Here is a 23,612-nt window from a genome sequence, read left to right as displayed (position 1 = left end):
AGAAATCAGGAAAAGCGGCGTCCCTCGTCCCGCTTGTAAGCCCAAGCGGCCGCGATGGCCGCGCCGACCGTCCAGACCGCGAGCATGATCAGGGCGACCGGCTGGGGCGACAGGCCCGTGGTGGCGGCCCAGATCAGTTCGGCCGCGCCGCGGCTGGGGAAGTACGGCGAGATCGTCTGCACGAACCCCGGCATCATCTGCGGCGGCAGCATCAGCCCGCCGACGATCGCGAACGGGAAGAACAGCACCTGCGACACCGCCACCGCCGCCTTCGAGGCGAGCACGAAGCCGAGGAACAGGCCGATCAGCATGAACGGCACGGCCCCTACGAGCAGTACGGCCAGCCCGAACAGCAGCCTCGGCAGCGAGATCGTCGCCTCGGTGAACAGCGCCGCGATCACCAGGACCGGCAGCGCCGCCAGCAGCATGATCGCCATCGTCGTCAGGATGCGCCCGGCGAAGCGCGGCGCCGGTCCTGACGGCAGCGTCCGCAGGTAGGGGTTCCAGGGCTGCTCCCTGTCCTGCGCCACGGACACGGCCAGCCCGATCAGCGCCGAGGACATCGCGCCGATCAGCATCATCGACCCCGTGGCCGCCGTCGCGCCGACCGGGTCGTCCGCCGCGAACGGCACCACGAAGGCCAGCATCGAGGCCGAGGGGAAGAACGCGCTGGCCACCAGCCCGATCGGCACCCTGACCTGCTCGATGAACTGGTAGCGCGCGTGGGCGAGCGTCAGGTTAGACATGCGTGCCTTCCTTGGACGTAAGAGCAAGAAACGCCTCTTCCAGCGAGGTCGGCCTGATCTCCAGCCCGGAGAACGGCACGCCACTGCGTACCAGCTCCACGACCAGTTGGTCGGAGTCGCCCGTGACCAGCTCGTACCGGCCGTCCTCGAAACGGCTGCTGAGTACGGCGGGCAGTGAGGGCAGCGACGAGGCCACGAGCGAGACGCGCCGCACGCCGACCATGTCGCGGATCGCGCGCACGGTGTCGTCGGCCAGCACCCGTCCATGGCCGACGACCACGACGCGCTGCGCGAGCGCCTCGATCTCCTCCAGGTAGTGGCTGGTCAGCAGCACGGTGCCGCCCCCGGCGTGGAAGGCGTTGATGCCGTCCCAGAGCGCCCGCCTGGCCTCGACGTCGAGCCCGGTCGTGGGCTCGTCCAGGAAGACCATCTTCGGGTTGCCGGCGAACGCCAGCGCCACGGCGACCCGGCGCTTCTGCCCGCCCGACAGGCCGCCGACCTGGCGCTTGACCAGGTCCGTGATCCCGAAGCGCTCCAGCAGCTCGTCCTTGGAGGCGCGGTCGGGGAAGTGCGCGGAGACGAAGTCGACGATCTCGCCGACCTTCAGCGACTCCGGCAGGCCGGTCTCCTGGGGCGTCACGCCGATGCTCCGCCGTACGACGGGGTCGGAGGGGGAGCCGCCGAACAGCTCGACCGTCCCCGAGGTGGGCCTGCGCAGGCCGACGAAGAGGTTGATCAGGGTGGACTTCCCCGCGCCGTTGGGCCCGAGGAGGCCGACCAGCTCGCCCTGGCGGATCTCGACGGACACCCCGTCGAGCGCGGTCACCTCCCCGTAGCGCCTGGTGACGTCGATGGTCCTGGCTAACACGGTCACGGGTTTCCTCCAGCATTGTCGAGCAGGGCGCGGATCGCCTTGGTGTAGTCGTCGAAGGCGGCGCGGCCGCGTTTGGTCAGCGCCACGTAGGTGGCCGGGGTGCGGCCGCGATGGGTTTTGACGATCTCGACGTAGCCGGCCTCTTCCAGCTTCGTCAGGTGCACGGACAGGTTGCCCGCCGTCATGTCCAGCAGATCCTTGAGCCGGGGGAAGGCGAACTGGTCGCCGTCCGGCAGCGTGTTGAGTGTCGCCACCACCCTGAGCCTGGCCTGGGCGTGGATCACGGGGTCGAGGGTCATCCCCTGACCTTCAGCCAGACGCCCAGGACGATCTGCCCCGCGCCGAGCAGGACCGCGGTGAGCAACGCGTGCCACCCCGGCCCGAGCACGACGCCGACCGCCGTCACGGCGACGGCCCAGAGACCGAAGCGGAACATCGTGCTTTCCATCCAGATCGCGCCGCCGGCCATGTAGAGCACGCCGACGACCAGCAGGGACGAAGCCGCCCAGAACAGGCCGCTCTCCGTGGAGGGCAGCATGGGGCCGAAGCGGAGGCCGATCGTGGTCATGAGGACCATCCCGGCGATCCACGTGGTGAGGTACATCCTGCTCTTGCTGGCGAGCTGGCCGCGGGAGTTGCCCTGGGCGCGGAAGATCCCGAAGGCGGCGGCCGTGCCGGAGAAGAGCTGGATGCCCATGAGGACGGTCGCCGCCGCGTCCTGCGAGATCGGCGCGTAGGGGACGCCGTCGAGGCCGTAGGCGAGGAAGAGCGCGCCGAAGCCGATCAGCCAGGCCACGCCCCACGGCGCGTAGAGGAGCAGCGGGTCGCCCTTGAACGCCCTGACGGTTTCCGCCTCCTGGCGCTCGATGAGACGCAAGGTCTCGGCGGGCGACAGGGCCATCTCGTCTTCATCCACAACTAGTTTGTAACACAAACCAGATTGCTTGGCCAACCCCTTCTAGTGCGGGCGGGCGACGAGCTGCTCCGACTCCCACAGGTCGCGGTAGTAGCCGGGCTGATCGACCAGCTCGGCGTGGGGACCGCGCTGGATCACGCGCCCCTGCTCCATCACCACGATCTCGTCGACCTCCTCCAGCCCGCGCAGCCGGTGCGTCACCAGCAGCGTCGTGCGGTCGTGCGTCACGTCCAGCAGATCGGCCATGAGCGAGTCCGCGTTCTCCTCGTCCAGCGCCTCGGCGGGCTCGTCGAGCAGCAGCACGGGCGGGTCGAACAGCAGCGCCCTGGCCAGCGCCAGCCGCTGCAGCTGGCCACCGGACATGGTCCTGGCGTCTTCGCCGAGCTCGGTGTCCCAGCCGGTGCGCTCCACCCAGGTCTCCAGCCTGGCCTGCCGTACGGCACGCGCCAGGTCCTCGTCGTCCGACGCGGGGCCCGCGAGGCGGAGGTTGTCGCGCAGGGTGGTCTGGAAGATGTACGGGTCCTGGGTGAGGCCGGTCATCATCGCCCGGACGTCGTCCGAGGGCAGGCGCGTGAGGTCGGTGCCGTTGACGGTGATCCGGCCGGACGCCGGTTCGACGAGCCGCATCAGCGCGGCGATCAGCGTGCTCTTGCCAGCGCCGCTCGGCCCGACCACGGCCACCCGCTTGCCCGGCGTGAGCGTCAGCGACACCCCGTCCACGGCGGCGCGCTCGGCTCCGGCGTGCCGTACGACCAGGTCGGTCACCTCGACCGTCAGCGGCCCGGACGGCGCGGCAGCGGGAGTCTCCGGCTCGGTGACCGCGGCGGGGATCGCGCGGACCTCGCGCAGGCGGCGCAGCGCCGAGGTGATCCCGGCATAACGCTCACCCGCCGCCGCCAGCGGCAGCACCGGCTCGAAGCAGACCAGCGACATCAGCGCCAGGACCGCCGTGCCGACCGAGCCGACGCCGGCCGACTGGGCCAGCCACACGATCGCCGCCACCGTCAGCCCCTGGACCAGGGTGCCGCCGCCGAGGGCGAGCGCGTGCACGCGGGCCTGGCGGCGTTCGAGGCCGGCCAGCGCGGCGTCCGCGTCGAGCGCGGCCGACCTGGCCCGCTCCCCGGCGCCGTAGGCGGCCAGGTCGGCCGAGCCGTGCACGAGGTCGGCCACCCGCTCGGCGAGTACGGCCCTGGCCGGGGCGAGCCGCGCCGACCAGCGCCGGGCGGCCGCCGCCGTGACGGCGGGCAGCAGCACTCCGGCGACGACGAGCCCGGCCAGCAGCACGAGCGCGGCGAACGGGTAGACGGTCAGCGCGATGACCACGGCGGCGACGCCGGTGATGAGCGCCGCTGCCGCGGGAAGCAGGCAGCGGACCAGGAGGTCCTGGACCGCGTCGGTGTCGTCGACCATGCGGCTCAGCAGGTCGGCGCCGCCGTGCCTGGGCGCCCTGGGGGCGATCATCGAGCCGTAGAGCTGCTCGCGGGTCGCCGCCTGGGCGCGCAGCGCGACGTCGTGCCCGGTCAGGCGCTCGCCGTACCTGAAGACGCCCTTGCTGGTCGCGAACGCGCGCACCGCCACGATCGCCACGCTGAGCGCGGCCAGCGGCGGTTGTTCCGCGGCGCGGGTGATCAGCCAGGCGGCGGTGGCGGTCAGCCCGAGCCCGGCGAGCTCGGCGGCCCCGCCCGCCAGGACGGCCCAGAGGAGCCTGAGGTTCATCGTGCGTCCTCCTTCGCGGGCTTGACGGGCTTGGCGGCGGGGGTGGTCACGCGGCCGTTGTCGATCCGGATCACCCGGTCGGCCAGGTCGATCATCGCCGGGCGGTGCGCCACGATGACCGCCGTCCTGCCGATGCTGAGCTCGGCCGTGGCCGCGACCACGGCTCCCTCGCTGCGCCCGTCGAGGCGGGCGGTGGGCTCGTCGAGGAGCAGCGCGGTGGCGTCCGGGCGGCAGAACGCCCTGGCCAGGGCCACGCGCTGGCGCTGCCCCGCCGAGAGGTTCGCGCCGCGCTCGCCCACCTGGGTGTCGTAGCCGTCGGGCAGCTCCTGCACGAACTCGTCGGCGTGCGCCGCGCGGGCCGCCGGCCGTACGTCCTCCAGATCGGGGGCGCCGAGGCGGATGTTGTCGGCCACCGAGGTGGCGAACAGGTGCGGGCGCTGCGGGACGAACGCCAGCTCGGCCCGCCAGGCGTCGAGGTCGAGGTCGCGCAGGTCGGTGTCGTCGATGAGGACCCGGCCCTGGTCGGGCTGCACGAAGCCGAGCAGCAGGTGGAGCAGGGTGCTCTTGCCGCCGCCGCTCTCGCCGACCAGCGCGACGAGCTCGCCGGGCTCGATGGTGAGGCTGACGTCGTCGAGCGCGGGATCGTCGCGGCCGGGATAGCGCACGGTGACGCCCTCCAGCCGGATGCGCGGCGCCTCCGCGCTCGCCCTCGGCTTGCCCTGGACGGCGGGCTGCGCGTGCTCGTCGTCGAGTACGGCGAAGGCCGCGTCGGCTGCGGCGACGCCCTCCATGGAGGCGTGGAAGCGGGTGCCCATCATGCGCAGCGGCAGGTAGGCCTCGGGCGCCAGCAGCAGCACCAGCAGCGCCGTGGTCAGGTCGAGCGACCCGCCGAGCAGCCGCAGCCCGATCGGCACCGCGACCAGCGCCAGCGACAGCGACGCGCACAGCTCCAGGACCAGCGACGACAGGAACGCCACCCGCAGCGCCTTCATCGTGGCCGACCGGTGCGCGTCGGCCACCTGGGCGATCACCGTCGCCTGGTGCCTGGCCCGGCCGAACGCACGCAGCGTGGGCAGCCCGCGCACCACGTCGAGGAAGTGCCCGCCCAGGCGCGACAGCGCGTGGAACTGCCGCTCGGTCACCGCCTTGGTGTGCATCCCGACCAGCGCGCCGAAGATCGGGATCAGCGGCAGCGTGACGAGCACGATGACCGCGCTCGTCAGGTCGGCGGTGAACAGCCTGACGAGTACGGCCAGCGGCACCACTCCGGCGACGGCCACCGCGGGCAGGTAGCCGGTCAGATAGGGGTCGAGCCCGTCCAGGCCGCGGCCGGTCAGCGTGACCAGCTCGCCGGACCGGCGGCCGGCCAGCGCGGACGGTCCCATGTCCTGCAACCTGCCGAGCAGGCGGTGGCGCAGCGCCGACTTCACCCCGCTCGCCGTACGGCCGGCGAAGACCCCCTGCGCCCAGCCGAGCAGGGCGCGCAGCCCCACCACGAGCGCCAGCCAGATGAGCGCCACGGCCGTGAAACGGCCGGACAACGCCCCGGCCAGCAGCTCGGCCTGGACCAGCACCAGCAGCCCGGCGGTCACGGCCACGACCAGGGTGACGGTCAGATGGCGTCGAACAGAACGCTCGGCCCGCATGAGCCGCAGGAGATCTTTGTGCACGTGCCCTCTAGAAGAACGAAGGAGTGAGGTCAGCTCCCCTGCCTGGGTGGAAGGTGCGCCAGACCCATACTTGCGCGCCGGCGATGATCGGCGCGAATGGGAGCGCCATGAAACTGAGCACATTCAGGGTCGCCGAGGGCGCCGTGTGACCCAGCAGGTAGCTCGCCGACCCGACCAGCACGATGATCGCGGGGGCGGCGGCGACCAGCGCGGAAAGCACCAGGTCGCGCCCGCGCCTGGTCGAGCCGCCGAAGCCCTTGAGCCGCCAGCCGAGGAACGTCCAGCCGTGGAAGGCGCAGGCGAGCGTCACCGTGGCGCCGATCAGCAGCCCGACCGGGTGCAGCAGCGAGGCGGAGAAACCGGTCGCGATCGCGTACAGCGCCATGCCCCAGCCGAACGTCAGCCCGAGCGAGCCCAGGGTGATCATCATGTCCCAGAACCCGCGCCAGGCGGCGCCGTCGATCCTGCGGCGGAACCACAGCCCCGCGTCACGCAGCACCCACGACAGCAGCATCGCCACCACCAGGGGATACATGCCGAACAGCACCGGGCCCTCGAGCATCGGGTAGACGCCGAAGAGCACCCCGGCCACCGCCACCAGCCACACCTCGTTGGCCAGCAGGAACGGCGCCATCGCCGCGACCATCGTGTCGCGCCGCTCCCTGCTGCGGCCGATCAGCGGCAGCAGCAGCCCGACGCCCAGGTCGAACCCCTCCAGCGCGAAGTAGCCGGCCAGCAGCACGGCGAACACGGCGAACCAGATCAGCTCCATGTCTCTGTCTCCTAGAAGCTCAGCGCTGCGGGGCGCTCGGCGGACGTGGCACCGAGGACGACCTCGGCTGGGCCGCGCCTGACGACGCGGGCGATGAGCACGTAGTCGACGACGGCGAGCAGGCCGAGCACCGCGACGAAGCCGAAGAGCGAGGCGGTCACCATGCCCGAGGTGAGGCCGGGGGACATGGCGTCCTCGACGGTCAGTTTCTGCCAGATCATCCAGGGCTGGCGGCCGATCTCCCTGGCCATCCAGCCGGTGATCACCGCGAGGAACGGCAGCGGCGTCATCAGCATGAGGATCGGATGCGTCCAGCGCCAGCGCGGCAGCAGCGCGATCAGCGGCAGCATGATGAACAGCACGAGCAGCATCATCACGTCGCCGACCATGAGCATGAACGCGAGGCCGAGCGCGGCTCCGACGTTGGCGCCCTCGGTGAACTTGTCCTCCTGGATCCCGGCGAACTGCGCGTATCCGAAGCCGACCGTGACGAAGATGCCGATCGCGGCCATGATCACGCCCATCTTCATGGACCTGGTGAAGAACTCCACCTCGGCGGTGCGGCGGAACAGCTGGTAGGCCGAGGCGCCGATGACCACAAACGCGCCGGTGAACAGGCCTGCGCCGATGACGTGGGGGAAGGAGAAGATCAGCGTCTTGTTGGTCATCAGCGCGCCGAAGTCCGTCAGCCGCAGCTGGCCCCCGCCGGCGACCGTGCCGACCGGGTTCTGCATGAAGGAGTTGGCCACCATGATCCAGTAGGCGCTGGCGTAGGCGGTGATCGTGACGACCCAGATGCAGGCCAGGTGCAGGCCCTTGGGCAGCCGGTGCCAGCCGAAGATCCACAGCCCGAGGAAGGTGGACTCCAGGAAGAACGCGACCAGCGTCTCCATGGCGAGAGGTGCGCCGAAGACGTCGCCCGCGTAGTGGGACAGGCCGCTCCAGCTCAGACCGAACTGGAACTCCATCACCAGACCGGTGACGATGCCCAGCGCGTAGTTGATCACGTAGATCTGGCCCCAGAAACGCGTCATGCGCTCGTGCAGGGGGTTGCCCGACAACACGAACCGCGTGTGCATGATCGCCACAAGGGGGGCCAGGCCCAGCGTGAGTGCGACGAACAGGAAGTGGATGTTTCCCGTCAACGCGAACTGCAGCCGGGCCAGGTCGACGACGTCCATGGCTCGAACCCTTCGTTGGTTCCGCTCTCTATATATAGATAGTCTACATGTAGACTGGCTACACCACGAACGGCAGCTTAGGATGTTCGGTGTGAACCCTGACGCGCTCCGCGGCCACATGGACGGCCTGATCCTGTCCGTGCTGGAACACGAGCCTCTGCACGGCTACGCGATCATCGAAGCGCTGCAGCAACGCAGTGCGGGCGCGTTGAGCGTGCCCACGGGCACCGTGTATCCAGCGCTGCGCAGGCTGGAGCGCACCGGTTTACTGACCAGCGACTGGGCGACGGTGGGCGGGCGCAAGCGGCGCACCTACCGGCTGACGCCGACGGGATCCAAGCAGCTCCAGGGGGAGCGGTCGGCCTGGCGCGAGTTCAGCGACGTGATCGGCAGCGTGCTGGAGCCCGTCAGGCGCGTTGAGCCCTAGTCAGGCTCATGCAGCGGGCGGCTCCGTAGAGCTGCAGCGCCGCCAGTGACCAGCTGACCACGGTGGCGGCGATGCCCGGGGGGTAGGCGGCGAACCCGGTCGGGCCGTGCGAGCCGTACATCAGGGCGGTGCTCAGGATGAGCGTGAGGACGAGCATGACGCCGACGAAGTACGCCAGGGCCCGCGTCACGCGGCGCGGGCGCCTGCCCTTGCGCAGCAGCACCAGCGCCAGCGCGCCGGTGACGCCGCTGATCATCTGCAGGATGTCGAGCGCCCTGGCGGCGGGCAGGAACCAGCCGGGCTTGGTCGCCCAGTCGGTGGGCGCCATCGGGAAGATGCGCCAGATCACCCACCACATGAGCGCCGTGAGCGGCACGGTGACGAACAGCAGCGCGCCCAGGCGGCGGCCGGCTGAGGCGGTGAGCTCCTCCTGGTAGTGGGGGGCGATCTCGGCGACCTCGCCGAACTCCTCGACCGCCAGCCGCTCGGCCTCGGTGGGCGGCACGCCCTCGGCCTGGTAGGCCTCGGCGGCGTCGATCAGGCTGTCGCGCGCTTCACCGACGAGGTCGCGACGAGGTCCGGGCGGGCCGCTGAGCGCCCGGTCCAGGGTGGTCACGTAGTCGTCGATGTGCATGACCTCCAGTCTACGAATCGATCCGCTGGTAGGCATCGGGGATGACCCTGAGATTAATACGTCGGATATTTCCGACATATACTGTTTGACATGCGGACGGACCACGTCTTCACAGCTCTTGCCAACCCGGTTCGGCGAGAGTTGTTAAGACTGCTGCTCGACGAGGGCGACCAGCCGGCGGGACGGCTGGCAGAACACTTCTCCCTGAGCCGCCCGTCCGTCTCGGAACACCTGCGCCTGCTGAGGCACGCGGGCCTGGTGGTGGAGCGCCGCCAGGGCAGGGAACGCCTCTACACCCTGGACCCGCAGCCCCTGAAAGACCTACGCGACTGGCTCACGCCGTACCTCTAGCGGGGCAGGGTCGGGGTGGTGGGTGGGCGGGGGGTGGTGGTGCGGCGGGCGGCGTGGGAGGTGGAGGTCCAGAGCAGCGCGCCCGCTGTCACGGCCACCAGCAACACCGTCCAGGCGGCCGCTCGCCACATGCGCATGCCGTAACCGCAGGCCAGCCAGTACAGCGACAGCCACCACCTGCGGGTCGCCTGCCTGCGCATCTCCATGGCGGCGAAGGCGAAGTCGGCTGCTGTGCCGTCGTCATCGAGGCCCTCGCGGAGCGATGCGTAGAGGGCGGCCAGGCCGTCTGGGGTTGTGCTTTCCTCGGGGGTGGCGTGGGCCCAGCCGCGCCAGCCATGTTCGTCGGCCAGCGCTCGGCGGCGGGAGAACCATCTCAGCGGCGGCCATCTCAGCGACAGCCGTACGCCGCGTGGGGTGAAGGCGAACGTGCAGCCCTTGAGGCGCAGCCCCGCCGGGTGGGCGAGGCCGGCGAAGCGGCAGGTGGTGAGGTCGAGGCCGTAAAGGCTCAGGCTGGGCGCGGTCACCTGGCGCAGCGAGGTGAGGGAGGACGCGCCCCTTCCGGTGATCGAGGCGGGGCAGCGCAGCAGGGCGGACTCCAGGTCGGCGTGCGAGTCGGTCATCCGTACCATCAACTGCCCGGCCACCTCCACCCGCCGCAGGTCCAGGGCACAGCCGTGCACGGTCACGTCGAGGGCGGCGTCGGCGCGGGCGGAGACCGCGCACAGCCGCCCGGTGGCCGAAAGGTAGGCGTCGGCCGCGAAGTGGGCGGAGTCGAAGACCGCTGCTCCGGTGACCTTCCTGAACGACAGCGTCTTGCCGAACCTGGCGCCCCTGAACGTCGCCGTGTCGCCGAACGACGCGCCGTCGAAGGTGGCGTAGCCGTCGAAACGCGCCCGCTCGCACGACAGTCCCCGCCCGAACGCCGTCTGGCTGAACAGCGCGTCGCGCGCCATCAGCGCCCGGTCGAGCGAGACGTGCCCGCGCACCCGCGCCCCGTGGAAGGACAGCTCGCGGGCGAACCGCGCACCGGCCAGCGACACGTTGCCGCCGAAGCAGGCGTCGAAGAACGAGGCGAGCCGCTCGAACCTGGCGCCGTCGAGCGACACGTCACCCAGGAAGTGCACCCCGGAGAAGCGCGCCTCGCCGGTGAACCTGGCCTGTTCGAGCCTGGTCCTGCCGGGCTTCCCGCCGACCGCCTCCAGCACCTGGGCGAGCAGGGCGCTGTCGAGGATGGTGCCGCGGAGGTCCAGGAGGCGTCCAGGCACGAGTGCGGCGAGGGCTTCGTCGCGTTGCGGGGGAGGGAGGTGGAAAAGGCAGTTCTCGTACGGCTGGCGCGCGATTCCTGTGCAGGCAGCCGAGTGCGCGCACGTGACCCAGTCCATGTCTGTGTCATACCCGCTACGTCAGGTGCCGACAGCTCCCGGTCGCCACGATGTCAAGGTTCGATGATTTCACCTCCCATGCACCTTTGCGGGGGTAAAGAACCCATAAAGTGCGCTCCATGCGTGTCTTATCCCAAGTTCTCGGCGCCCTCGTCGCAGTCGGCGTGGCGACCCTCTCGCTCACCGCCCCGGCCGCCGCCGCGCCCGGGACCGTCGTCATCAGCCAGGTCTACGGCGGTGGCGGCAACACCGGCGCACCGCTGACCAACGACTACGTCGAACTGTTCAACCGTGGTGCGTCGCCGGTCGCCATCGACGGCTGGACGGTGCAGTACACCAGCGCCACGGGCACGGGGAACTTCGGCAACGCCAAGGCGGCGCTGACCGGCACGCTCGCACCGGGCCAGTACTACCTGGTCCAGCTCGCGGCCGGGACCACCCCCAGCGCCCCGCTGCCGACCCCGGACGCCACCGGCACGATCAACGTCAGTGGTACGGCGGGCAAGATGGCTCTGGTGCGTTCCGCCGACGGGCTGGCCTGCAACGGGTCGAGCACCCCGTGCACGGCGGAGCAGGCTTCGCTGATCGCGGACCTGGTGGGCTTCGGCACGGCCAACTACTTCGAGGGCGCCGCTGCGGCTCCCGCGCTGTCCAACACGACGGCGGGGCTGCGCAAGAACCACGGTTGCGTCGACACCGACGACAACGCGGCGGACGTGGAGGCGGGCGCGCCCGCGCCGCGCAACACCGCGACCGCCGCTGCTCCGTGCGGAGGCGTCGAGCCCACGCCGACGCCCACGCCGACACCCACCGTTCCTTCCTGCACCCCGACGCACGAGATCGCGCAGGTGCAGGGGAGCGGCGACGCCTCGCCGGTCGCCGGGCAGAGCGTGCGCGTGGAGGGCGTCGTGACCGGCGACTTCCAGAAGAGCGACCAGCTCAGCGGCTTCTTCCTCCAGGACTCCACGCCCGACGCCGACCCGGCGACCTCCGAGGGGCTGTTCGCCTTCGCCCGCGACACGTTCAAGGACGTCAACGTCGGCGACAAGGTCGTGGTGAGCGGCAAGGTGACCGAGTTCAACGGCTGGACCGAGCTGTCGCCGGTCACCGCCGTCGAGGTGTGCGGCACCGGGTCCGTGACGGCTCAGCCGTACCAGCTGCCCCGGCCTGAGGGGACCACGTTCGAGCCGGTCGAGAACATGCTCGTGACCTTCGCCGAGCCGCTGACCGTCAGCGAGCACTTCAACCTCGGCCGCTTCGGCGAGCTCACCCTCTCCTCCGAGGGCAGGCTCTTCCAGCCCACCGACCGCGACGGCGTCGACGCCCAGGCGGACGTCCGGCGCAAGCTGCTCCTCGACGACGGATCCAGCAGGGAGAACCCGGCGACCATCCCGTTCACCAGCCCGCGCGTGGTGCGCTCCGGCGACATGGCCTTCGGGATCACCGGCGTGCTCGGCTACGGCTTCGGCCAGTACCGGCTGCAGCCGACCAAGCCGATCACCTTCCTGCCGACCAACCCGCGCCTGCCCAGGCCCTTCCCGGTGATCGGCAACGTCAAGGTGGCCAGCCTGAACACGCTCAACTGGTTCACCACGCTCGGCTCGCGCGGGGCCAACACGGCCGAGGAGCAGAAGAGGCAGCTCGACAAGCTGGTGTCGGCGCTCAAGGGCATCGACGCCGACGTGGTCGGGCTCATGGAGGTCGAGAACAACGGGCAGGTCGCCCTGCAGGCGCTGGTCGACGCGCTCAACGCGCAGGTGGGGGCCGGGACGTACGCCGCTCTGCAGCACCCGTTCCCCGGCACCGACCTCATCCACGTGGCGATGATCTACAAGCCCGCGCGGGTGTCGCCGGTGGGGGCGGCGTTGTCCTCCGAGGACCCGGTGTTCAGCCGGCCGCCGCTGATCCAGACGTTCCGCAGGGTGTCGGGCGGGCAGCCGTTCACGATGGTGGTGAACCACTTCAAGTCCAAGGGGAGCTGTCCGGCGAGTGGGCCGGACGCCGACCAGGGGGATGGGCAGAGCTGCTGGAACCCGCTGCGGGTGAAGCAGGCGCAGGCGGTGCTCGGGTTGATCGCTGATCTGCCTAACCCGTTGGTATTGGGTGACCTCAACGCTTATGGCGAGGAGGACCCGATCCACGCGTTGGAGGCTGGGGGGCTTACCAGTCTCACCAAGCGGTTCATTCCGGCGCCGTTCCGGTACAGCTACCTGTTCGATGGGCTGGCGGGGGAGCTGGATCATGCGTTGGCGGGTAAGCAGCTGGCGAAGCGGGTGACCAGTACGACGATCTGGCACATCAACTCGGACGAGGCCCGCATCCTGGACTACAACCAGGAGTTCAACCCGCCGGGCCTTTACCAGCCGGACGCGTTCCGCTCCTCCGACCACGACCCGGTGGTCATCGGCCTAACCCTCCCGGGCGGCCAATGACGTTGTAGGCGGTGGGGGCTCAACCACCTGCGAGCCCCCACTCCCCACCTTTACACCCCCGCCCTCCGCCTTCCCACCTTCCACCAGCGCCCTCCGCCTTCCCGCCCTCCGCCTTCCCGCCCTCCGCCCGCCCACCCGCCCGCCCCTGGTCCTGCTCGGGCTGGCCACCTCTGGCAGTCTCCGTCCGTTCGTGGTCGGGGGATGTACAACCTCGGCCCGGTCGCTTATGACGGCAGCTCTAGGTCCGGCCGCGCCCGTGCTAGGCCCAAAGGCTTCCACTGCAATGAGACGAGCCATCTCGAGCAGATCAGAGCGAGGCCGATCCAGGACCCATTTGGAATGGGCGGGCATGGCCCTGAGTCCGCGTTACGCCTCACGCACCTTCTCGACGATTGCTTCAGCGAGCGACTTGCTTGACGCTGCTACGAAGGTCTGTCGCCTGTCCATCGCGTGACGGATGTCTGCCAGGGTTCCGAAACCGTAGTCCAGGGGCAGAGCGTTGCCGTCCAGGTCGATGACCGATCCGCCTGCGGCTTGGAGGATGTAGTGACCCGGCGCGAGATCCCACACGGCGAAGCCCTTCAGGATTTCAATGGTGGCGTCGGTGAATCCCGTCGCGACGTGGCAAAGGCTGATGGATCCGAAGTCCGCTCCTATTCGCCCGACCTTCGCGCCGTCTTCGGTGGGTGTCGCCAGCTCATCGAACAGCGGTGTCTGCTGGGCCAGGTAGCGGAACCGGTCAGGCTTCATGAGGAAGTTCGTCACCAGAGCTTCGTTGAGCGGTGTCTCTTCCCCGACTTGTATGGGGTACTGGTCGCCGTCCGCCGTCATGAGAATCGCGCGGTCGCTTCCGTCATCGTCACGTACGGCCATGTAGAGGGGAAGGTGATGGAAGAAGTCGCCGACCACGGCCGCGATGGGGCGGGCGAGTCGGCGCGAGTAGACCATGACGTGGGCGTAGCCGTAGAGGGCTCGGACCGCCATCTCGCTCGTGTCCAGCGGGTCTACCAGGACACACAGGTCCGGATCGGGATCGCTTCCCACGACCTGGGGGTCTGCCTCTTCTGATGCGTAGACGAAGGACGGGAGAACCTCGGTGATTAGGTCTCGATAGCGCTCGTGCAACAGGAGGTCGAAGTCCGAGAGGAAGTTGTCGGCGTGCCGCTTGTTGACCCGGTTGCGATGGTCGCCCGACAGGGCAGCCTCGATGAGCCGTGGCCGTACTTCGCCGATCACGGTTGTGACCATGGAGACAAGCTCCGTGGCGAGTGTGGGCAAGGGATGGGTGGACATCGCGTCTCGCTCTCGTTTCAGCGCAGCTCTAGCGGGGGCTCGATTCCTGGCGGGCTCATCGTCGCCGCCAAGAACACGGCTTTGAAGCCAGCGGCGCGCATGATTCCCGCTCCCGCAAGATCATCGAAGCTGTTCACTGCTAGGTCTCGCTCCTTGGTCATCGCGCCGAAGACCGCGAACTAGATCTCCGCTCCGGGGTAGCGGCTCCGGATCTCCTGGGCGACGAAGCCCACCACGCCGGCGCGTTTGACCTCGAAGTCACAGAGGACGGATCGATGGTTCCTCCGCTAGGTCGGGATAGGTTGATGCCTGATCAAGAACGCAGCCATGACCAACCCGGCTTCGGGCAATAGGGAGAGCCGACAGGGGGGTGAGGCGTAATGGCTGGTCCGGGCAAGATCTCCTCGAAAGGACTGGGAGGGCTTCGGGCATCTGGCGGACAGGTGTCGGGGGTCCGGCCTATCGTCGAAGCATGTCGTCTGAATCGGCGGAGGCCGACCACTTCGTCCAGTACACGACTCCGCGCGGCTCGGTGGTGGTGATGCCGAACCTGACAGCAGCACAGCGGGATGAGATCGCCGCGACCTTCTCTCCCGGTGACACCCCAACCCCCGCAAGCCTGGAGGGTAAGGGCGAGAGCCAGAGTTGCGGGCAGTGTGGCGGGGCGGGCTACTGGATGGAGACGGTCACGACCGTGACTCCCTCGGGGTCTGAGGTGACGACCCAGAAGCGGGTGAACTGCCGGCAGTGCGGGGGTACGGGGCAGGTTCCCGCTTAGGCGAGACATGATGGTGACCCCTGTCCATGGATGTCATGGGCGGGGGTCTTCTTATGTCCGGGATTGCCGAGATGCGTCCTCACCGACGGACGTCCCCCGACGAGCTTGACAGTCACGCTGCTCAGGGCTGCAAGGAACGTCGGTCCGACGATACGTAGCCTTCATGCTGGTGGCGTGCTGACTCCAGGAATGACGACAGGCGGAAACCGCTGCGGGTTGTGTCCCCCCGCCACATGCGGACGGAGACTGCCAGAGGGCGCCAGCCACAGCAGGACCAGGGGCGGGAGGGTGGGCGGGCGGTGGGTGGGCAGGCGGGGGTGGGGGTTGGATGGGTAGGCGGGGGTTGGGGGTGGTGGGGGTAAAGGGGCAGCTCAGGGTGGATATTGCGGGATGATCTCAAATATGTAGTGATATCGGGGCAAAGGTTGCAGAACCCGTTTGACCTCCCAAAACTGTGTCCTCGGGACAGAACAGCAAGGGGGACGCCGGATGCGGGGCCGGATTTCGTGGGTGCTCAAGCGTGCCCTCCATGAACCACTCCTCCCCATAACCGCCTTCGCCGCCATCCTCCTGGCCACCGTCACCCTCGTGTCGCTCTCCATCTACACCACCTCCGTCATCGACGTAGGCGTCCGCTGGTCCGTCACCAAGGCCGGCCCGAGCACCACCGCCGCCCAGGTCACCACCTGGATCAAAGGCACCACCTACCACGACGTAGGGCTCGCCGTTAAGGCTCAGGCGGCCGAGACCTACCAGGGCTACGACACCGACGTCGTCTCCACCGCCCTCTCCGCCGACTACCAGCGCGACGGCGAGCGGGTCCAGTTCGGCACCCGCTCCGACCTGCAGTCCCAGGCCAAACTCGTCCAAGGTCAGTGGGCACGACCGGGCACGGATCCGATCGAGGTGACCGTACCCGAGGACCTCGGGGTCAAGGCCGGAGAAACACTCACGCTCGACAGGGACGGCGCGCTCACGGTCAGGGTGGCGGGCGTGTTCGCGACGCCGAGGGCGCTGTATCCCCCGCTGAACCCGTCCACCTCGGGAACGGTCCCGCTGATGGTGCCCGAGGAGACCTTCCTGGCGAAGTTCGCCGACCAGGTCCTCGGCTACTGGTATGTGACCCCCCGCCTCGACGCCATCGACGCCGGTGACCTCGGCCCCCTCGCCGCCGTCACCGCCGCGATGCCCGACCGCATCAAGGAACGCACCCCCTGCGCCCAGTGCGTCGTGCGCCACGACCTGCCGCAGATGCTCGCCCAGCTCGACCGCGGCGCCCTCATCGGCCAGTCCACGATGCTCGTGCCCATCCTGCAGCTCCTGATCCTGGCCGGCTACGCGCTCATGCTCACCGCCCGCCTCCTCGCCGACCACCGCAGGATGGAGGTCGCCCTCCTGCGGGCACGCGGCGCGGGCATGGGCGGCCTGATCGCGCTGAGCGCATCCGAGGCCGTGATCATCGCCGCCCCGAGCGTCCTCATCGCCCCGTTCGTGGCGCCGCACGTCCTCAACGCCGTCGCGTCCCTGCCCTGGGTCCAGGCGGGAGCCGTACCGCTGTCTGCCACTCCCGAGCCGGTCACGTTCCTGATCGCCGCGCTCGTGGCGCTGGCCGGGGCGTTCATGCTGGCCGCGTCCGCCGTGCGCAACGCCAGGCGCACCTACGTCGAGGAGCAGTCGGCGCGCGGACGCGGCGACCGCCAGGGGCTGCTCGCCCGCGCGGGCGGCGACGTGGCGCTGGTCGTGGTGGGCGGCCTGGCCGTCTGGCAGCTCACGCGGTACGGCGGGCCGGTCGCCTCGACCGCCGGGGGCGCGCTCGGCATCGACCCGCTCCTGGTGAGCGGGCCGGCGCTGGCGCTGCTCGCGGGCGGCATGCTGGGCCTGCGCCTGGTCCCGTGGACGTCGAAGATCGCCGCCGTGGTCACCTCCCGGCGCCCGGGGCTGGCGCCCGCGCTCGGCACCTGGCAGGTCAGCCGCCGCCCGCTGCGTTACGCGGGCCCCGCGCTGCTGCTCACGATGACGGTCGCCATCGGCGTGCTGTCGGTGACCACGGCGACGACGTGGAAGGACTCCCAGCGCGACCAGGCCGACCACCAGGTGGGCGCCGATCTGCGCATCACCCCGCCGGACCGGATGGCGACCGGGGCCGGGGCGGTCTATGCCGCGCTGCCCGGCGTGCGCCGGGTCAGCCCCGCCGTACTGCAGACCGTGCCGTTCGGCGACCACGACGCGACCATGCTCGCCCTGGACGCCGACCGGCTCGCCGAGGTGCTGCGGCTGCGTCCCGACCTGTCGGACGTGCCGGTCGCCGAGCTGGGCAGGCGGCTGGCGGCCGAGCGGCCGAACCTCAAGGGGATCCCGCTGCCGGGCACGCCGTCGAAGGTCTCCCTCGACGTGCGGGCCGAGGGCGAGGTGGGCGCGGAGCTGCTGCTCGCCGACGCGCTGGGCGCTCGCTGGCAGATCAGGCTCTCGCCGGAGATGACTGCCGATCTCGGCAAGCTGGGCAAACCCGCCTACCCGCTCGAAGTGCTCGGGCTCACCTTCACCGGGCAGAGCCCGCTCGTCACCGTCACCGAGTTGCGCGCCGACGACGAGCGTGTGAGCCTCCCCGCCGGGCTGCGGTGGTCGGCCGCCGACCTGAAGGGCGCGGCCAAGGAGGTCGCCCCGGGCAAGGACGGCCTGTTCACCGTGTCGGGGCTCCAGCCAGACGTGGCGGCGGCCGTCGTCGCGGGGCCGAAGCAGGACCGGCCGCTGCCCGTGGTGGTCACCGCCGACCTCGCGGCGGCCGAGACGCTCGCGGCGGGCGACGAACGGGTCATGCGGTTCGGCACGGAGACCGCGACCGTGCGCGTGGCGGCCGTCGTCGACAGCCTGCCCGGCGCGCCACCGGGAAGCCCGGCCGCCCTGGTCGACTACCGCACCGTCGTCGACAGGAGCCCGATCGGAGCGCCCCGCGTCACCGAGTGGTGGGCCACCACCCGGGACGGCGACCCGTCGGCGGCCGTCGCCGCCCTGGCCGCCCGGCCGGACTGGAGCGTCAAGACGTTCGACCGCGAGACGCACTTCGCGGAGCTGCGCGACAACCCCCTGGCCGGAGGGCTGCAGGGGGCGCTGCTGGTCGGGTTCCTGGCCGCCGTGGTGTTCGCCGGGATCGGCTTCACCGTCAACGCGGCCGTCGCCGCGCGGGAGCGCAGGGGCGAGTTCGGCCTGCTGCACTCGCTCGGCGTCGGGTTCAGGCAGATCCTGGCGCTGCTGGCGATCGAGCAGACGTTCATGGTCGCGCTCGGCCTCGGCGGCGGCACGCTGCTGGCCGCCGGGCTGGCCACGGTCGTGGTGCCGCACCTGGTGATCAGCGGGCAGGCGACAGGGGTGACCCCGCCGGTGCTGCTCGAGATCCCCTGGGCGCAGACGGGCGCGCTGCTGCTCGTGCTGGCCGCTGTCCTGTTCCTCATCGTGGTCCTGCTGGCCGGCTCGATGCGCCGGCGCGGGCTCGGCCAGGTGCTTCGCGCGGGAGAAGACGGATGACGATCGTCAGGCTCGGACTCACCCTCGCCCGGGTGCACAGGGGGACGGCCGCGCTGCTCGCCGCCCTCATGCTGGGGGTCACGCTGCTCTGCACCGTCCTGCCGCGCACGTTCGAGTCCTCCTACCAGGACGCGCTGAAGCAGGCCATCGCCGCCGAGCCGCCGGCGGACCTGGAGCTGGCGGTCCACCGGACGACGGCCAGGTCGGAGGTCAAGTTCGGCAGCGCCGCCGACATCGGCGGGTGGCGCGCCACGATCGAGCGCGCGATGCGCCCGGCGCTGCGCGGGCTGCTCGGACCGCCCACGTACGGCGTGCGCTCGGTGGGGCAGCAGGTCGTGGGCAGGGCCGGTACGGACAACGTCCCGAACAACTTCGTCGACCTCGCCTGGGACTCCGGCGTCGCGAGCCGCATCCGCTACGTCAAGGGCGGCCCGCCGGGACCGGGCACCACCGAGTACGAGCTCGCGCTGCCCACCAACGTCGTGACGGAGATGCACGCCGACGTCGGCACCGTCTTCGAGCTGTCCGGAAGGGCCCGCGCCAGGGTCACCGGGCTGTACGAGCCCGTCGACCCCGCCGACCCGTTCTGGGCCGCCTACCCGTCGATGGCGCAGGCCAGGGTGCCCAACCCGTTCGCCAACGTCCAGACGGCCGCGGTGACCGGCGTGATCGCCGAGGCGGCCGCAGGCAGGCTGACCACGCTGACCGGGCCGGTGGAGTACCGCTGGGGCTACCCGGTCAGGGCCGAGGCGGCCAGGATGACGCTCGCGCCCGGCCTCGGGCCCGCCTACGCCGCCTTCGCCGCCGACATGCGCAAGCAGGGCAGCGCGTTCGCCGTCATGCGCGTCGGCAGCGGCCTGCCCGCGGTCATGGACGGCTTCCTCAGCAGGCTCTCCTCCACCCAGACGCTGATGTTGCTGCAGCTGACCGCCGTCGCCACGGCCGCGTTCTGCATCCTGCTGCTCGTCATCGGCCTGCTGTCCACCCGGCTGGCCGACAGCCTGGTCGCCGCCCGCGCCAGGGCCGCCTCCACCGGCCAGATCGTCGGGCTGGGCGGCGTGGTGCTGGCGGTGGCGCTGCTGCCCGCGACGGCGGCCGGGTACGCGCTGGCCAGGCTGGTGCCCGGCCTCGACACGCCCGTCTCGCTGTTCGGCCCCGCGCTGATCGCGCTGGCCGCGATCGGGTACGGCCTGGCCACCATGGGCAGCGCGCACCGCCGCCCGCTGAGCGAGGGCCGCGAGGACGTGGCGGGCAAGGCGTTCAGCCCGCGCAGGCTGGTCGTCGACCTGCTCGTGGTGGGCCTGGCCGTGGTGGCCGCCTACCTGGCCAACAGCAGGGGTGTGGTGTCCGGCGGCGACCCGCTGCTCGTCGCCGCGCCCACCGCGGTGGCACTGGCCGTGGCGTTGATCATCCTGCGTGGTTATCCGTACGTGCTCAGGGGGTTGTCGCGGGCGACCGCGCGCGGCCGCCGGCCGGTGACCTTCCTCGCGCTGGCCACCGCCGCCCGCGCCGGGACCGTCGCGACGCTGCCCGCGCTGGTGCTGGTCCCCGCCCTGACCATGTCCGTGTACGGCACGCTGACCCTGAACGCCCTCGGCGACAGCCAGAACGTCGCCGCCTGGCAGCAGACCGGCGCCGACGCCCTGGTCGAAGCCTCCGGCGCCCTGGCCAAGGACGCGGCGGAGAAGATGCGCCAGGTGCCGGGCGTCGAGGCCGTCGTCGCCGCGGACCTCGGCACAGGACGGCTGGCGGGCGGCAGGACCACCTTCAGCGTGCTGGCCGTCGACCTGGACGCCTACGGCAAGCTGCTCGAGCGCGCCTCGCCCGAGGTCGCGCGGCGGGTGTCAGCGATGGGCGCGGCGGTGCGGGGCGCGAAGCCGGGCTCGGCGCTGCCGATCGTCGCGACGGAGAGCTTCGGCGTCGCGCAGAACCGGCTGATCGTGTGGGAGGGCAAGGGCGACGCGCCCGTCCCCCTCACCCGCGCGGGCAGCATCGACGCGTTCCCCGGCGTCAGCGTCCAGGACCCGCTCGTCGTCGTCCCGCTGCAGGCCGTGGCCGAGGCGGGGCTGACCCCCGCGCCGAACCGGCTCTACGTGTTCGGCCCCCGCGCCGACCCGGCAGCGCTGGCCGCCGCCGCGGGGCCGACGGCGCAGGTCACCACCAGGGAGGCGGCCATCGCCGCGATCACCGGCGCGCCGCTCACCTCGACGATCAAGCTGGCCTTCCAGATCGTGTCGATCGCGCTGGCCGTCGCCTCGCTGCTCGCCGTCTGGATCACCGTGGTGGCCGGGGCGGGGGAGCGCTCGCGCAACATCGCGCTGCTGCGTACCCTCGGCATGTCCAGCCGCCAGGCTCAGGCGGTCGTGATCGGCGAGATCGCGCCGCTCATCGTGCTGGCCGGGGCGGCCGGGCTGCTGCTCGGGATGGGGTTCCCCGCTCTGTTCGGCCGCGCCGTCGACCTCAGCGGCCACGCGGGCGGGCTGCCCGTCGGCTACACCCTCACCTGGACCGCGCCGCTGCTGCTCGCCGCAGGGGTGACGGCGGCCGCACTGCTCGGCGCGGTCGTCCAGGTCACCCTCGCCGTGCGCCGGTCGGCCGGTTCGGTGCTCCGCGCGGGGGAGTGAACGTGGAATGCTGGGCACGGGTATGTGGTTGACCATCGTGCAACAAGACTGACGACGAGGACGAGGAGCCACTCGTGGCCACCATCGAGGTAACCGAGACGAACTTCAACGAGATCGCCGACAAGGGGATCGTCCTGCTCGACTTCTGGGCGGCCTGGTGCGGCCCTTGCCGGACGTTCGGCCCGATCTTCGAGCAGGCCTCGGGCAAGCACGAGGACATCACCTTCGGCAAGATCGACACCGAGGCGCAGCCGGCGCTGTCCGAGGGCTTCGAGATCACCTCGATCCCGACCATCATGGCCATCCGCGACGGCATCGTCGTGTACGCCCAGCCCGGCGCGCTGCCCGCCCCCGCCCTCGAGGACCTCATCGGCCAGGTGCGCGCCCTCGACATGGACGCCATCAGGGGCGAGCTCGCCGCCGAGCTGAGCGCGGCGGAGAAGCAGCAGCAGGGCTGATGTCCGCGTTGGACGCCGCTCTGGAGCGGTTGGCTCGCACGGGGCCCGAGTGGGAGGACGGACTGTCCAACCACGGGCCCATGGCGGCCGAGGCGCTCGTGCGGCTCGGCTTCGGGGACGCCGTCGAGGGCTGGGTGTCGGGGTACCTGCCCAGGCTCGACGGCGCACCGCGGCCCTCCGACCGGATCGGCGACTGGCGGGCCGCGCTGGGCGACCTGCGCAGGGCGGGCGACTGGAACGCCTACTTCGCCGACCGGCTCGCCTCAGCGCCGTGGCGCGAGGTGCTGGCGCTCTGGTGGCCCCGGCTGGTGCCGGGCATGGCCGCGGGAGCCACGCACGGGGTGATCCGTACGGCTCACGCCGTACGGGCCGTGGCCGCGCACGAGACGCCAGCCAGGCTGGGCGAGCTGGCGCGGGCGCTGGCCTACTGGGCGGCGGCCTACGTCGAGCTGCCAGGACGGCCGGTCACCCTCGGGAGCAGGCCCCTGGCCGAGGCGGTCGCCGCGCTGCCCGTGTACGAGGGCGAGCGGGCGAGCCGGATCACCGCGACGCTCGGCAGGCTCACGCCCGACTTCGCCGCTGCGGTCACCGAACTGCGGCCGCCCGCCGACGGGCTGGCCGCCTTCCACGAGCTGTCGCGCACCTTCGCCGTGGTGTTCCTGGAGCGGGGCAGGGTCAACACCATCGAGTACGTGCACGCGGTCACCGCGCCCGTGGCGGTCACCTCGATCCTGGGGGAGCTGCCGCGGCCCCTGTGGGGGCCGACCTACGCCGCGCTCTGGCAGGTCTGCGCCGCCATCCACTCCGGATACGCCCTGGGCACGACCGTTTCTCCGCTCGTCGAATCCCCGGCGAACCCGGTCGACCTGGCGGAACGGGCGGTGGCCAACGGGGACGAGCACGCGATCAAGCTCACCGAGGCGTGCCTGCGCTCGTTCGACGCGACCGCGGACCCGGTCTTCCTGCGTACGGCGGAGCTGGGCCTGACGCTCGTGTGAGTCAGGGCTTGCGCCCCACGCCCGCGTAGCCGATGGACGTCTCCGGCTCGCCGATCAGGAGCTCGGCGTCCGGCCGCCAGGCCTTGGGATACACCAGGCCGGGCTCGACCAGGTCGTAGCCGTCGAAGAAGCGGGCGATCTCGGCCTCGGTCCTGAGGGTGAGGGAGGCCGTCGCCTGGCGGTAGATCGCCAGGGCCTCGGGCGTCCTGTCGGGGGTGGTGTCGACGGCGTGGCTGATCGCCAGGTGGCTGCCCGGCGCCGACACCTCGCGGAGGCGCTCGACGACGGGGTACGCCTCGGCGTCCGGCAGGAAGTACAGCACTCCCAGCAGCAGGAACGCCACCGGCTCCGCGAGGTCGATCAGGCCGTCGAGCTGCTTGAGCAGGGCGTCGGTGTCGCGGATGTCGGCCTGGATGACGTGCACGTTGGAGCTGGCCAGCAGCGCCCTGCCGTGGGCTGCCACGACCGGGTCGTAGTCGACGTAGACGACCTGCGCTTCCGGGGCGTTCTCGTGCGTGTTTCCCTGCGTGGGCAAGCCGGAACCGAGGTCGACGATCTGCCTGATGCCTGTGGCGCTCAGATACCGTACGGCGCGGCGCAGGAAGGCGCGGTTCTCCTTGGCGGAGTCGCGGGTGTCGGGGAAGAGCTTGAGTATCCGCTCGGCGGCTGCCCGGTCGGCGGCGAAGTTGTCCTTGCCGTCCAGGTAGTAGTCGTACATCCTGGCGACGTTGGGGACGTTGGGATCAACGCCCTCCGGGGCCCGCTGACTGTTCACGCGATGATCATAGAACACGATTCGGTCCCATTTCCCGCAAACCCCCCAACCTCCAGCCCCGCC

20 protein-coding genes are annotated in these 23,612 nt (G+C 70.9%); 8 read left to right on the top strand and 12 right to left on the bottom strand.

What is annotated here, in order from left to right:
• Nucleotides 1-5: 5 nt before the first annotated feature.
• Genes ACIBG8_RS13290 through ACIBG8_RS13255 form a run of 8 tightly spaced genes read right to left on the bottom strand, consistent with a single transcriptional unit; the run spans nt 6 to nt 7,875 of the window.
• On the bottom strand, nt 6-746 hold the full coding sequence (locus tag ACIBG8_RS13290) for an ABC transporter permease (RefSeq protein WP_397342942.1): 741 nt from the start codon (nt 744-746) through the stop codon (nt 6-8).
• Nucleotides 739-1,620: an ABC transporter ATP-binding protein gene (locus ACIBG8_RS13285; RefSeq protein ID WP_397342941.1), complete on the bottom strand. Its 882-nt coding sequence runs from the start codon at nt 1,618-1,620 to the stop codon at nt 739-741. The genes ACIBG8_RS13290 and ACIBG8_RS13285 overlap by 8 nt, the downstream gene beginning before the upstream one ends.
• Nucleotides 1,617-1,919, bottom strand: a complete 303-nt coding sequence (locus tag ACIBG8_RS13280) for a transcriptional regulator (protein WP_397342940.1) — start codon at nt 1,917-1,919, stop codon at nt 1,617-1,619. Before ACIBG8_RS13280 ends, ACIBG8_RS13285 begins: the two co-directional genes overlap by 4 nt.
• Nucleotides 1,916-2,536: a hypothetical protein gene (locus tag ACIBG8_RS13275; RefSeq protein ID WP_397342939.1), complete on the bottom strand. Its 621-nt coding sequence runs from the start codon at nt 2,534-2,536 to the stop codon at nt 1,916-1,918. The genes ACIBG8_RS13280 and ACIBG8_RS13275 overlap by 4 nt, the downstream gene beginning before the upstream one ends.
• Nucleotides 2,537-2,578: 42 nt before the next feature.
• A complete protein-coding gene (gene cydC, locus ACIBG8_RS13270; RefSeq protein ID WP_397342938.1) occupies nt 2,579-4,252 on the bottom strand; it encodes a thiol reductant ABC exporter subunit CydC in 1,674 nt (557 codons plus the stop codon).
• Nucleotides 4,249-5,922 (bottom strand): thiol reductant ABC exporter subunit CydD, encoded by a 1,674-nt coding sequence (gene cydD / locus ACIBG8_RS13265; RefSeq protein WP_397342937.1) that lies wholly within the window; start codon nt 5,920-5,922, stop codon nt 4,249-4,251. Before cydD ends, cydC begins: the two co-directional genes overlap by 4 nt.
• 7 nt (nt 5,923-5,929) lie before the next feature.
• A complete protein-coding gene (locus ACIBG8_RS13260; protein WP_397342936.1) occupies nt 5,930-6,694 on the bottom strand; it encodes a cytochrome d ubiquinol oxidase subunit II in 765 nt (254 codons plus the stop codon).
• A gap of 11 nt (nt 6,695-6,705) precedes the next feature.
• A complete protein-coding gene (locus ACIBG8_RS13255) occupies nt 6,706-7,875 on the bottom strand; it encodes a cytochrome ubiquinol oxidase subunit I (protein WP_397342935.1) in 1,170 nt (389 codons plus the stop codon).
• Between the two features lie 91 nt (nt 7,876-7,966).
• Between ACIBG8_RS13255 and ACIBG8_RS13250 the strand changes: the two genes are divergently transcribed.
• Nucleotides 7,967-8,302 (top strand): helix-turn-helix transcriptional regulator, encoded by a 336-nt coding sequence (locus ACIBG8_RS13250; RefSeq protein WP_397342934.1) that lies wholly within the window; start codon nt 7,967-7,969, stop codon nt 8,300-8,302.
• On the opposite strand, the gene ACIBG8_RS13245 is transcribed toward ACIBG8_RS13250, so the two are convergent.
• Nucleotides 8,283-8,936, bottom strand: coding sequence for a permease prefix domain 1-containing protein (locus tag ACIBG8_RS13245; protein ID WP_397342933.1), 654 nt, complete (start codon nt 8,934-8,936; stop codon nt 8,283-8,285). The genes ACIBG8_RS13250 and ACIBG8_RS13245 overlap by 20 nt on opposite strands.
• Before the next feature lie 90 nt (nt 8,937-9,026).
• Here ACIBG8_RS13245 and ACIBG8_RS13240 point away from each other — a divergent pair, with 90 nt between their 5' ends.
• Nucleotides 9,027-9,287 (top strand): ArsR/SmtB family transcription factor, encoded by a 261-nt coding sequence (locus ACIBG8_RS13240; RefSeq protein WP_397342932.1) that lies wholly within the window; start codon nt 9,027-9,029, stop codon nt 9,285-9,287.
• Here ACIBG8_RS13240 and ACIBG8_RS13235 read toward each other — a convergent pair.
• A complete protein-coding gene (locus ACIBG8_RS13235) occupies nt 9,284-10,669 on the bottom strand; it encodes a pentapeptide repeat-containing protein (RefSeq protein WP_397342931.1) in 1,386 nt (461 codons plus the stop codon). The genes ACIBG8_RS13240 and ACIBG8_RS13235 overlap by 4 nt on opposite strands.
• A gap of 119 nt (nt 10,670-10,788) precedes the next feature.
• On the opposite strand from ACIBG8_RS13235, the gene ACIBG8_RS13230 reads away from it, so the two are divergent.
• Entirely contained in the window at nt 10,789-13,101 is a 2,313-nt protein-coding gene (locus ACIBG8_RS13230; RefSeq protein WP_397342930.1) for an ExeM/NucH family extracellular endonuclease, read from the top strand.
• A gap of 366 nt (nt 13,102-13,467) precedes the next feature.
• Here the strand turns inward: ACIBG8_RS13230 and ACIBG8_RS13225 are convergent, their stop codons facing one another.
• Nucleotides 13,468-14,394 carry an inositol monophosphatase family protein gene (locus tag ACIBG8_RS13225; RefSeq protein WP_397342929.1) on the bottom strand — a complete coding sequence of 309 codons (927 nt, stop codon included), beginning with the start codon at nt 14,392-14,394 and terminating at the stop codon, nt 13,468-13,470.
• A gap of 472 nt (nt 14,395-14,866) precedes the next feature.
• On the opposite strand from ACIBG8_RS13225, the gene ACIBG8_RS13220 reads away from it, so the two are divergent.
• From ACIBG8_RS13220 to ACIBG8_RS13200, 5 genes are all read left to right on the top strand, one after another.
• Nucleotides 14,867-15,172 carry a hypothetical protein gene (locus ACIBG8_RS13220; RefSeq protein WP_397342928.1) on the top strand — a complete coding sequence of 102 codons (306 nt, stop codon included), beginning with the start codon at nt 14,867-14,869 and terminating at the stop codon, nt 15,170-15,172.
• Nucleotides 15,173-15,661: 489 nt separating this feature from the next.
• Nucleotides 15,662-18,694 carry an FtsX-like permease family protein gene (locus ACIBG8_RS13215; protein WP_397342927.1) on the top strand — a complete coding sequence of 1,011 codons (3,033 nt, stop codon included), beginning with the start codon at nt 15,662-15,664 and terminating at the stop codon, nt 18,692-18,694.
• Nucleotides 18,691-21,318 (top strand): FtsX-like permease family protein, encoded by a 2,628-nt coding sequence (locus ACIBG8_RS13210; RefSeq protein ID WP_397342925.1) that lies wholly within the window; start codon nt 18,691-18,693, stop codon nt 21,316-21,318. The genes ACIBG8_RS13215 and ACIBG8_RS13210 overlap by 4 nt, the downstream gene beginning before the upstream one ends.
• A gap of 74 nt (nt 21,319-21,392) precedes the next feature.
• The gene (locus ACIBG8_RS13205; protein WP_397342923.1) at nt 21,393-21,776 is read left to right on the top strand and encodes a thioredoxin family protein; all 384 of its coding nucleotides are present in this window, start codon (nt 21,393-21,395) and stop codon (nt 21,774-21,776) included.
• Nucleotides 21,776-22,774: a hypothetical protein gene (locus tag ACIBG8_RS13200; protein WP_397342922.1), complete on the top strand. Its 999-nt coding sequence runs from the start codon at nt 21,776-21,778 to the stop codon at nt 22,772-22,774. Before ACIBG8_RS13205 ends, ACIBG8_RS13200 begins: the two co-directional genes overlap by 1 nt.
• A gap of 1 nt (nt 22,775) precedes the next feature.
• Here ACIBG8_RS13200 and ACIBG8_RS13195 read toward each other — a convergent pair whose 3' ends face one another.
• On the bottom strand, nt 22,776-23,549 hold the full coding sequence (locus ACIBG8_RS13195; protein ID WP_397342921.1) for an SAM-dependent methyltransferase: 774 nt from the start codon (nt 23,547-23,549) through the stop codon (nt 22,776-22,778).
• Between the last annotated feature and the right edge of the window lie 63 nt (nt 23,550-23,612).

Origin of the sequence: Nonomuraea sp. NPDC050556 (assembly GCF_044457355.1) — a bacterium.
Lineage (GTDB): Bacteria > Actinomycetota > Actinomycetes > Streptosporangiales > Streptosporangiaceae > Nonomuraea.
The sequence above is the reverse complement of the archived record's forward strand: the minus strand, read 5'-3'. Positions and strand labels throughout refer to the sequence as shown.

Coding starts and splice junctions, on each gene's coding strand:
- ACIBG8_RS13220 (WP_397342928.1), top strand. CDS start 14,867: ATGTCGTCTGAATCGGCGGAGGCCGACCACTTCGTCCAGTACACGACT.
- ACIBG8_RS13225 (WP_397342929.1), bottom strand. CDS start 14,394: ATGTCCACCCATCCCTTGCCCACACTCGCCACGGAGCTTGTCTCCATG.
- ACIBG8_RS13200 (WP_397342922.1), top strand. CDS start 21,776: ATGTCCGCGTTGGACGCCGCTCTGGAGCGGTTGGCTCGCACGGGGCCC.
- ACIBG8_RS13240 (WP_397342932.1), top strand. CDS start 9,027: ATGCGGACGGACCACGTCTTCACAGCTCTTGCCAACCCGGTTCGGCGA.
- ACIBG8_RS13280 (WP_397342940.1), bottom strand. CDS start 1,919: ATGACCCTCGACCCCGTGATCCACGCCCAGGCCAGGCTCAGGGTGGTG.
- ACIBG8_RS13255 (WP_397342935.1), bottom strand. CDS start 7,875: ATGGACGTCGTCGACCTGGCCCGGCTGCAGTTCGCGTTGACGGGAAAC.
- ACIBG8_RS13260 (WP_397342936.1), bottom strand. CDS start 6,694: ATGGAGCTGATCTGGTTCGCCGTGTTCGCCGTGCTGCTGGCCGGCTAC.
- cydC (WP_397342938.1), bottom strand. CDS start 4,252: ATGAACCTCAGGCTCCTCTGGGCCGTCCTGGCGGGCGGGGCCGCCGAG.
- ACIBG8_RS13235 (WP_397342931.1), bottom strand. CDS start 10,669: ATGGACTGGGTCACGTGCGCGCACTCGGCTGCCTGCACAGGAATCGCG.
- ACIBG8_RS13290 (WP_397342942.1), bottom strand. CDS start 746: ATGTCTAACCTGACGCTCGCCCACGCGCGCTACCAGTTCATCGAGCAG.
- ACIBG8_RS13215 (WP_397342927.1), top strand. CDS start 15,662: ATGCGGGGCCGGATTTCGTGGGTGCTCAAGCGTGCCCTCCATGAACCA.
- ACIBG8_RS13210 (WP_397342925.1), top strand. CDS start 18,691: ATGACGATCGTCAGGCTCGGACTCACCCTCGCCCGGGTGCACAGGGGG.
- ACIBG8_RS13245 (WP_397342933.1), bottom strand. CDS start 8,936: ATGCACATCGACGACTACGTGACCACCCTGGACCGGGCGCTCAGCGGC.
- ACIBG8_RS13230 (WP_397342930.1), top strand. CDS start 10,789: ATGCGTGTCTTATCCCAAGTTCTCGGCGCCCTCGTCGCAGTCGGCGTG.